Raw genomic sequence first — 8,622 nt, 5'->3', positions numbered from 1 at the left:
CGGGTGAAAGTGGATCGACGCACCTTACCCAAAGGCGGCGCATTTCGGGTTGTGGGCTTCGAGAAACGTCAGGTCGTTGATCTGGACATCCGCCGTTACGTTACCGAGTACCAGGCCGAGNTCCTTCTGTCGCGTGCGCAGTTATCTGTCGACGGCGCGTAAGCAGAACGTGTCTGCCTCGAAAGCCCTGATGCATTTGTTCGAGGGGAGTGTGCCGCCGTTCATGGCGGTGGGTGCGGGTAATGATACGACCGTTTTAAATCAAACCAGCTGAATAGTTACGGTTTATTTTTAACTGGACTGGAAGCCCCGAATTATCAGGGCTCTGGTTTAAGCGAGATATGCTGGGTTATTCAGGACGAGCACCAAACCTAGACCCAGGTGTACTGGGAACGAGCCTACATCAGGCACTGGAACTGTTCAGGTATCTAACGATGGCTCTCTCATGGAAATCAACAATCTTCGCTCGGCCCCATGAGGTCAAGAGAATTCTTCGACACTCGCCCTCGTACAGTTGACTGCCATCTGACCAGATTGGAGAGCGCTTGCCCGCACGGGCGGGCCGACTGAAAAGATACCCAACGAGCTTCAGGTTAGCGTCTTGATGTGGTCACCTATTCGGATCCTGCTTCGCCACCAAGTTCTGTGCTTCCAGTTATTCGTAATTGGGGCCATACTGAATTTTGGGTCAATCAGTTGTGGCGAGAGGCAATAGACATGAGCAAAGGACAAGACAGTAAAAAATCTGAGAAAAAGAAACCGCTTTTGACCGCAAAAGAAAAGAAAGCGGCCAAAAAATCGAAAAAAGGTGACACCAATGTTCTGGGAAACTAGATAGTCTTAATAATAGATAGTTCTGACAATAAACAGATCGGATAACGAAAGCAGCGCAAAAAAGCCATCATGGCAGACAAGCAGCAGGTGCAGCGTAGCAGCGGTTATATTCTGGGTGGAGTTAGCCCGCTGGGTCAAAAACGGCCGCTGACGACGTTCATTGACGAGTCAGCGCAGCTGTTCGAACGGATTCATGTCAGCGCCGGTCGGCGGGGGCTTGAAATTGAGCTGGCGCCGGAAGACCTGGCCACGCTCACCCAGGGGCGCTTTGTGGCGTTGCGCCAGGAGTGATGCCCGACTGACTGGGCAAAATCTCCACACACCAAGGGTTTTAAACCGAGGCGCGGGCTTCTTCCATCAGCTTGTTTAGCGTTGCGCTGGGCTGCATCACTTCGTTCACTTTTCCTGCGGGCGCGTGGTAGTAACCACCCAAGTTTACTGCTTTGCCTTGAATCACTCTCAGTTCTTCAAGAATCTTGTCCTGGTTGGCTCCCAGCTTTTCAGCCAGCTTGGCAAAGAAGGTTTTCAATTCCTTGTCTTCGTCCTGCGCGGCCAATTCCTGTGCCCAGTAATGAGCCAGGTGGAAGTGGCTGCCACGGTTGTCTAGCTCGCCGGTAGAGCGCGACGGAGACTGGTTGTTTTCCAGTAGGGTTTCGGTGGCTTTGTCCAGAGTTTGGCCCAGCAGGCGTGCACGGTGGTTATTGTGCTTTGCACCCAGCTCGTCCAGCGATACTGCAATGGCCAGAAACTCACCTAATGAGTCCCAGCGCAGGTGGTTTTCTTCAACCAGCTGCTGTACATGCTTGGGTGCAGAACCGCCAGCACCGGTTTCATAAAGGCCACCGCCGTTCAGCAGCGGTACGATGGACAGCATTTTGGCGCTGGTGCCCAGCTCCAAAATCGGGAACAGGTCAGTCAGGTAGTCACGCAATACGTTGCCGGTTACCGAAATGGTATCCAGGCTGCGGATCAGGCGTTCCATGGTCCAGCGAATGGCACGTACCGGCGACATGATGCGGATGTCCAGACCATCGGTGTCGTGGCCTTTCAGGTAAGTGTTTACTTTGTCGATCAGCTGGGCGTCGTGGGCACGCTCGTCGTCCAGCCAGAACACAGCCGGCATGCCGGTGGCACGGGCACGGTTAACCGCCAGTTTGACCCAGTCGCGGATGGGCAGGTCTTTGGTCTGGCATGCACGCCAGATGTCGCCGGTTTCTACGTTGTGCTCGGTCAGTACGGTGCCGTCTTCGGCGATCACACGAATAATGCCGTCTTCTTTGATTTCAAACGTCTTGTCGTGGGAGCCGTATTCTTCGGCCTTCTGCGCCATCAAGCCGACGTTTGGCACGGTGCCCATGGTGGTGGGATCAAACGCGCCGTTGGTTTTGCAGAAGTTGATGGCTTCCTGGTAAATAGTGGCGTAAGTCGACTCTGGCATGACCGCCTTGGTGTCTTTCAGCTTGCCGTCACGGGCCCACATCTTGCCGGAGTTACGGATCATCGCAGGCATGGAGGCGTCTACGATAATGTCACTGGGCATGTGCAGGTTGGTAATACCCTTGACCGAGTCCACCATGGCGATTTCCGGGCGGTGCTCGTAGGTTTTGTGCAATGCTTCCTGAATTTCTTCCTGCTTTGACTCTGGCAGTAGCTTGATTTTCTCGAGCACGGATGACAAACCGTTGTTCGGGTTTACGCCGATCTCGTCGAACAAGTCGCCAAACTGGTCAAACAGTTCTTTATAGTAAATCTTCACCGCGTGACCAAACACGATTGGGTGGGAGATTTTCATCATGGTGGCTTTAACGTGCAACGAGAACATCACGCCGGTGTCTTCGCAGTCTTTAATGGCCGCTTCGAAGAATGCACACAGCGCCTTTTTGCTCATGTTCATGCCGTCAAGCACTTCGCCATCCAGCAGCGGCAGTTCGGCTTTCAGCACAGTCTGCTCGCCTTTCTTGTTCTCGAACACGATGCGGCTGTTGGTGGCCTTGTCCAGTGTGACGGACTGCTCTGAGGAGTAGAAGTCGCCGCCTTTCATGTGCGCTACGTGGGTGCGCGATGCCGGGCTCCACTCGCCCATGGAGTGCGGGTATTTGCGGGCAAAAGCTTTTACCGCGGCAGGAGCACGGCGGTCAGAGTTGCCTTCACGCAACACCGGGTTTACAGCGCTGCCCAGTACTTTGTTATAGCGGGCGGTGGCGTCTTTTTCTTCGTCGGTCTGCGGGTTTTCTTTGTATTCCGGGACTTTATAGCCCTGCTTGTTCAGCTCTTTGATGGCGGAGCGCAGCTGGGGATTAGAGGCGGAAATGTTCGGCAGTTTGATGATGTTGGCGTTGGGGTCTTTGGTGTATTCACCCAGTTCAGCCAGGGCGTCGGGTACACGCTGGTCTTCTGCGAGGTAGCCCGGGAAGTTGGCCAGGATGCGGGCCGCCAATGAGATATCGCTGGTTTCAAAATGAATACCGGCCGGCTTGGCGTAGGTCTTCAGGATCGGCAACAGTGACCGGGTGGCAAGCGCTGGCGCTTCGTCAGTCAGTGTGTAGATAATTTTGGTTATTGACTCTGTCATGTTCGTCCTCGAGCTATAAAGGGTGGATTCAGGACGGCCACGGCCGCCAGCTGTGCTGGGCACCTCTGGCTCTGGCTGTGACTGGTTGGTGGCTTTTATTAGACCTGCTACGATAACATTTTTTTGGGAACTGCGGCTAAGATCTTAGTATAAGGACGGATTTTGGTGGTGTCGCCTTGGTGGGAGCAGGTCCCGATTTAACCTTCCTTCGGCAACAACCCCGCTTCTTGCAAACACGCCTGAATAGCATCCAGCGCTTCCGGATTGGCCAACGCGTCACGGTTGTCGCTGCGAGCAGAGCCGTTGATGAGGCGGGCTACGGCAAGTTCTACTTTTTTACCGCTGCGGGTGTAGGGAATGTCTGGTACCGGGATGATGTGGCGGGGTACGTGGCGGGGGCTGGCGCCTTTGCGGATTTGGGTTTTCAGGCGTTTAAGCAGTTCTTCGTTCAGGGTTTCGCCGTCGGCCAGAACCACCAGCAATACCACTTCTACGTCGCCTTCGATTTGGCGTCCGACCACCAGGCTGTCTTTGATGGCGGCTTCGGTTTCTACCTGGCGGTAGATTTCGGCAGTACCGATGCGAACGCCGCCGGGGTTCAGGGTGGCGTCGGAACGGCCGTAGATAATGGCGCCGCCGTGTTCGGTGAATTCGATGAAGTCGCCGTGGGCCCATACGCCAGGGGCGGATTCGTCGAAGGTGTCGAAGTAGGCATTACGGTAGCGTTCGCCGTCTGGGTCGTCCCAGAAGCTGACGGGCATGGACGGCAAGGGCTGGCGGCATACCAGTTCACCGCGGCCGGAGCTAACGGATTGGCCGTTGTCGTCAAAGGCGGCGGCGTCTACGCCCAGGAAGCGGCACTGTATTTCGCCGCGGCGTACAGGTAGCAAGGGTGTGGAGCCTACAAAGCAGCCGCAGATGTCGGTGCCGCCGGCGATGGAGCCTAACAGGGCATTCGGTGCGCCGTCTGTGTACATCCAGTCGTAGTCTTCTGGCAGCAGCGGCGAGCCAGTTGAGAAAACGACTCTGAGAACGCTCAAATCCAAGTCTTTAGCCGGGGTCATGCCGTCTTTACGACAACCGGCCAGGAATCTCGCGCTGGTGCCGAAGTGGGTGACTTTTTCATCGGCTACGGCTTGCCACAGCATGTTCAGGCTGGGGTAGCCCGGCGAGCCGTCTACGGTGATCACCGCCGCGCCGGTCAGCAGGGCAGATGCCTGCCAGTTCCACATCATCCAGCCACAGGTGGTGAAGTACATGAAGCGGTCACCGCTGCCGATATCGCCGTGCAACATCAACTCTTTCGCGTGGTTGACCAGCAGGCCAGCGGTGCCGTGTACGATGCACTTGGGTTTGCCGGTGGTGCCAGAGGAATAGAGGATATACACAGGGTGATCAGGGGCCACCGCAGTGAAAGACGGCCGTTTGCCAGCGCCGGCCGCAAGGGCCTGCTGCCAGTCGCTGACTAAGGGACCTTCAATAGCCGGTGCGTCCGGTAGCTGTGGCACGCTGACCACGCATTTCAGCGAGGGCAGGCCGCTAATCAATTGGGCGAATTCTTGCTGACGCTGGAATACTTTGCCGCCGTAGCCGTAGCCGTTTACGGCAATCAGCGCGGTTGGTTCAATCTGGCCAAAGCGGTCCAGAATGGCACCAATGCCGAAGTCCGGTGACGCTGAACTCCAGACCGCACCCATGCTGGTGGCCGCCAACATGCCCACCATGGCCTCGTAGCCGTTGGTGACAATACCGGCAACCCGGTCACCTTTGATAACGCCCTGGCTGCACAGATAGGCTTCCAGAGCGCCCACGTCGGCGCGCAACTCCGTATAGGTGCGGCGCAGTACCGGGCGAGTTTCGCAGTAAGCAACAATGGCTTCGCTGTTAGCCTGTTCGCCTTCGGCGTGGCGCAGCAGGTTGGCGGCGAAGTTCAGAGTCATACCCGGAAACCATTCAGCGCCGGGCATGTCACGCTTGCCCAATACCTTTTGCGCGGGCGTGTGGCTGATCAGTCCGCAGTAATCCCAAACGGCTTTCCAGAAGCCTTCAAGGTCGCTCACCGACCATTCATGTAGTTCGTGATAGTCCGCAAAGGGGCCGTAACCCAGGTCTTCCAGCCAGTGTTGAAAGCGCCCCATCTGGCTGTCTTTGAGGACTGTGTCAGAAGGAGACCAGACTACCGGAGATTGTTCGTTGTTATTCATCATTTTGCGCGAGATACCCCGTCCTTCAGGTCGGGGAGGGAGTGCGCGTCGTGCGTCAGCGCGACTCGTTTTCCCTGTCTCCCTCCTCCTTTCGTTGGTTGGGTTGGATGTGATAGCCGTAGCCATCCGCTCGCTGGGTTAAAACACAGTGGCGATGAGATATTCCTTGAATAGCACTACTACTTGTCTGGATATTGAAGCTGCCGGTTTTACGAACCGCCACACGACCCAACCAGGTGCCGGCTTTCGTGCCTGTTGGCACAACGGCTCGCACCATGTCGCCGGTCTGAAACCCTTGGACTTTCTTCTGGCGCATCAGATAGCCACGAGGGAAACCGTACTTCGTTAACCGTGTGCGTTTGTAGCTGCCTCGGCCGGTGGATTTGATCGCCAAGGTTGGAACGTCCCAGCCCTCTACGATCTCGACTTCTCCAACGCAAGCCGCATCCAGGGCGTGTGTCTTTGGAATGCTCAGTCGCTGCCGATTGAATTTCGTGCGGCCGCCGGTACCTACTTCAACCGGCAGGGCCGTTTGCTTCAGAGCTTGATACAGCGCCCACCGGGTGGAATTGACCGCTGAAGCGTCTCTTAAAGGCTTCTTGCACTGTTTGAGGATGCGATCCAGCCTGGCCTGGTGGTTCTTCAGCCGCTTGGACGATGCAAAGAAATCAGCCAGAGAATGCCTCCCTTTCTCCTGGTTGCATGGCCGGCACGCCAAGGTCAGGTTGCTGATCCGGTTTGAGCCACCGTTGGCTTTTGGGTCAATATGCTCAATTTGAAGCGGCGTATCAGTGTCAGCGCAATAGGCACACTCGCGCCCCCATTTCTCCAGCAGGTACTCGCGGATCTCGTAGCCGAGCAAGGTACCTTGCTGGTATTCAACGCCGCTGACTTCCGGGTTTTCCATCTTTTGCGTATCGAATCGAACCAGCTCCTGGCTTATAGATTCAACCAGCACCAAAGATCGAAGCCGATTCACCAGGCTTTTTGTAGTGTCCACACGGTGTTGCAGGCTCGGGGCCAGCCAGCCTTTTGGCTTGGTGCGATTCAGGAATCGAGGCTCCCGATAACGCAACTGGTTGCGACGACGGCGACGGAACGCTCGGCGTTGTTCCAAAGACTGGCTGATCTGACGACCGCGATGAGCCAATTCCATTAACACTAGAACGTGTTGCTTCTGGCCGTTTTCCCGAACCACCGCAATCCCGGTGGTTTTGCTGCCGGGATCAATCTTGATCCGAACCGGCTGTGTATCGCCACCGGTACGGTCTTTTAATCGGATCGTAAACGGATACGCACGCACCACTACCGCTCGCCTACGGCCGAGCAGAAGCCGCGCGCGCTTTTCGGTGCACGGCATCCGTGGTTGCTTGCGTCTATCCAGTACGAAGACCGACATCGTTTTCCTTTCAATGAATGCCCTTACGGGCCTTGTGACGGAGGCCGAAGCCTCTCTCCCCTCGGGAATGTCTATCACCGGCTCCCGCTTGCGCGGCGACCAGAACCTTCGGCGCTTTACCTTTCGCCAGCGTGATCCCAGTCTTCCAGAGCGCCGAACTGAGGAAGCATTCGGCGGTGGGTCTTAGCGACCTGTGATAAACGTAGCGGGTTGGTGTCCGCTTTCCCTGGTCAACCTGGCTTGCAGGATATTCTCTACAAGCCCCATCCTTTAGGGCGGGGTAGTTGACCCGTTGCTCCGTTTTCTTACTGCATATGCCAGCCGTGGCTGACCACAATCGATTGCCCTGTGAGCGCTGCTGACGGGAAAGCCGCCAGGTATACGGCAAGTTCTGACACATCCACAAGGGTAGTAAACTCACCGTCTACCGTGTTTTTCAGCATCACCTTGGCGATTACGTCTTCTTCAGATATGCCCAAAGCCTGTGCTTGCTCAGGAATCTGTTTGTCCACCAGCGGCGTGCGCACAAATCCGGGGCAGATAATGTTGCTGCGCACACCGTGCTCGGCTCCCTCTTTGGCCACCGCCCGGCAAAGGCCAAGCATGCCATGTTTGGCAGCAACGTAAGGCGCTTTCATTGGCGACGCCTCCAGCGAGTGTACCGAGCCCATATACAGGATTGTACCGCCACCTTTGGCGTACATGGTTTGCAGCGCAGAACGAGTCAGCAGAAACGCACCATCTAGGTGAACGCTCATCACTTGGCGCCAGTCTTTAAAGCTCAGCTTATCCAATGGCGCAATGTGTTGTATGCCGGCGTTGGCCAGAACAATATCTAGGCCGCCCCAAGCGTCCACCACAGAGTGTACACCCTGCTCCACCGCCTGTTCGTCGGTAACATCCATGGCCAGTGCCATGGCACTTCCACCGATGCTGTTTATGCTTTCAGTCACTTCTTGTGCCGATTCGTAATCAAGATCAGCCACTGCTACTCGGGCGCCTTCGCGGGCATAGTGTTCAGCGATGGCGCGGCCAATACCACGGCCAGCACCGGTAATCAGGGCAATGCGATTGTGCAGGCGCATGGCGCTGCCTCCTTTGGATGAAAGTCATTGACGCAAGGTATCGAAACATAACTGGCGCGGCTCAAGGCCCACCATACACTTCGTTGGGCAGCCAGGTTGCCAAGGGCTAAGACCAGAACACCAAAGCAATGGCCAGCAGTTGCAGGCAAATGAACGGCAATACATCCAAATAGATGTCTCGGGTGGTGATCTCAGGTGGGCATACGCCCTTGATATAAAACAGCGAGAAGGCCCTGGTGCCACGCCAAAAACTCAGCCTCCAGCAGGTTATCAGGAATAGCCGCTACGTTAACGCCTACAAACGATTTCCCTGCGCGGTCAGAGGCGGCATGAATAGCTTGGGCCAGAACTTCTTTGCCGGCGCTGGTTTCGCCCAGTAACAACACCGCCATTTCACGCACGGCGGCCAGGCGGGCACGACGTTTTACCTCAATCACACCGAGGCTAGCGCTGACAAAATCACTAGAGTCTGTTGACGTTTCATTGCATCGGCAACCATAAAAACCCACAAGCCATGGCGACGCCGCT

Annotated in this window: 5 protein-coding genes and 3 pseudogenes; 3 read left to right on the top strand and 5 right to left on the bottom strand. The window is 56.1% G+C overall.

The annotated features are described in order from the left end of the window. Positions 1–124: 124 nt before the first annotated feature. The 3 genes and pseudogenes from A3OI_RS22350 to A3OI_RS20715 form a co-directional block, all read left to right on the top strand. Positions 125–274: pseudogene (locus A3OI_RS22350) on the top strand (IS66 family transposase); the annotation flags it as partial. A gap of 332 nt (positions 275–606) precedes the next feature. After that, the gene (locus A3OI_RS22915; RefSeq protein ID WP_155903213.1) at positions 607–834 is read left to right on the top strand and encodes a hypothetical protein; all 228 of its coding nucleotides are present in this window, start codon (positions 607–609) and stop codon (positions 832–834) included. A 57-nt stretch (positions 835–891) separates the two neighbouring features. Beyond that, positions 892–1,125 (top strand): annotated as a pseudogene (locus tag A3OI_RS20715) (YbaK/EbsC family protein); the annotation flags it as partial. A gap of 40 nt (positions 1,126–1,165) precedes the next feature. On the opposite strand, the gene A3OI_RS0117160 reads toward A3OI_RS20715, so the two are convergent. The 5 genes and pseudogenes from A3OI_RS0117160 to A3OI_RS22345 form a co-directional block, all read right to left on the bottom strand. Then, positions 1,166–3,406 (bottom strand): NADP-dependent isocitrate dehydrogenase, encoded by a 2,241-nt coding sequence (locus A3OI_RS0117160; protein ID WP_018405464.1) that lies wholly within the window; start codon positions 3,404–3,406, stop codon positions 1,166–1,168. 197 nt (positions 3,407–3,603) lie between these two features. Then, a complete protein-coding gene (locus tag A3OI_RS0117155; protein ID WP_026224269.1) occupies positions 3,604–5,610 on the bottom strand; it encodes an acetoacetate--CoA ligase in 2,007 nt (668 codons plus the stop codon). A 55-nt stretch (positions 5,611–5,665) separates the two neighbouring features. Continuing rightward, entirely contained in the window at positions 5,666–7,009 is a 1,344-nt protein-coding gene (gene iscB / locus A3OI_RS0117150) for an RNA-guided endonuclease IscB (RefSeq protein ID WP_081622968.1), read from the bottom strand. A 305-nt stretch (positions 7,010–7,314) separates the two neighbouring features. Beyond that, on the bottom strand, positions 7,315–8,094 hold the full coding sequence (locus tag A3OI_RS0117145; protein ID WP_018405461.1) for a 3-hydroxybutyrate dehydrogenase: 780 nt from the start codon (positions 8,092–8,094) through the stop codon (positions 7,315–7,317). A gap of 231 nt (positions 8,095–8,325) precedes the next feature. Continuing rightward, a pseudogene (locus tag A3OI_RS22345) lies at positions 8,326–8,555 on the bottom strand (sigma 54-interacting transcriptional regulator); the annotation flags it as partial. Positions 8,556–8,622: the final 67 nt, after the last annotated feature.

The sequence above is a fragment of the Marinobacter gelidimuriae genome, from assembly GCF_000372805.1.
GTDB classification, from domain to species: domain Bacteria; phylum Pseudomonadota; class Gammaproteobacteria; order Pseudomonadales; family Oleiphilaceae; genus Marinobacter; species Marinobacter gelidimuriae.
Note: the sequence above shows the minus strand (reverse complement) of the source record. Positions and strands in the feature narration are given on the sequence as shown.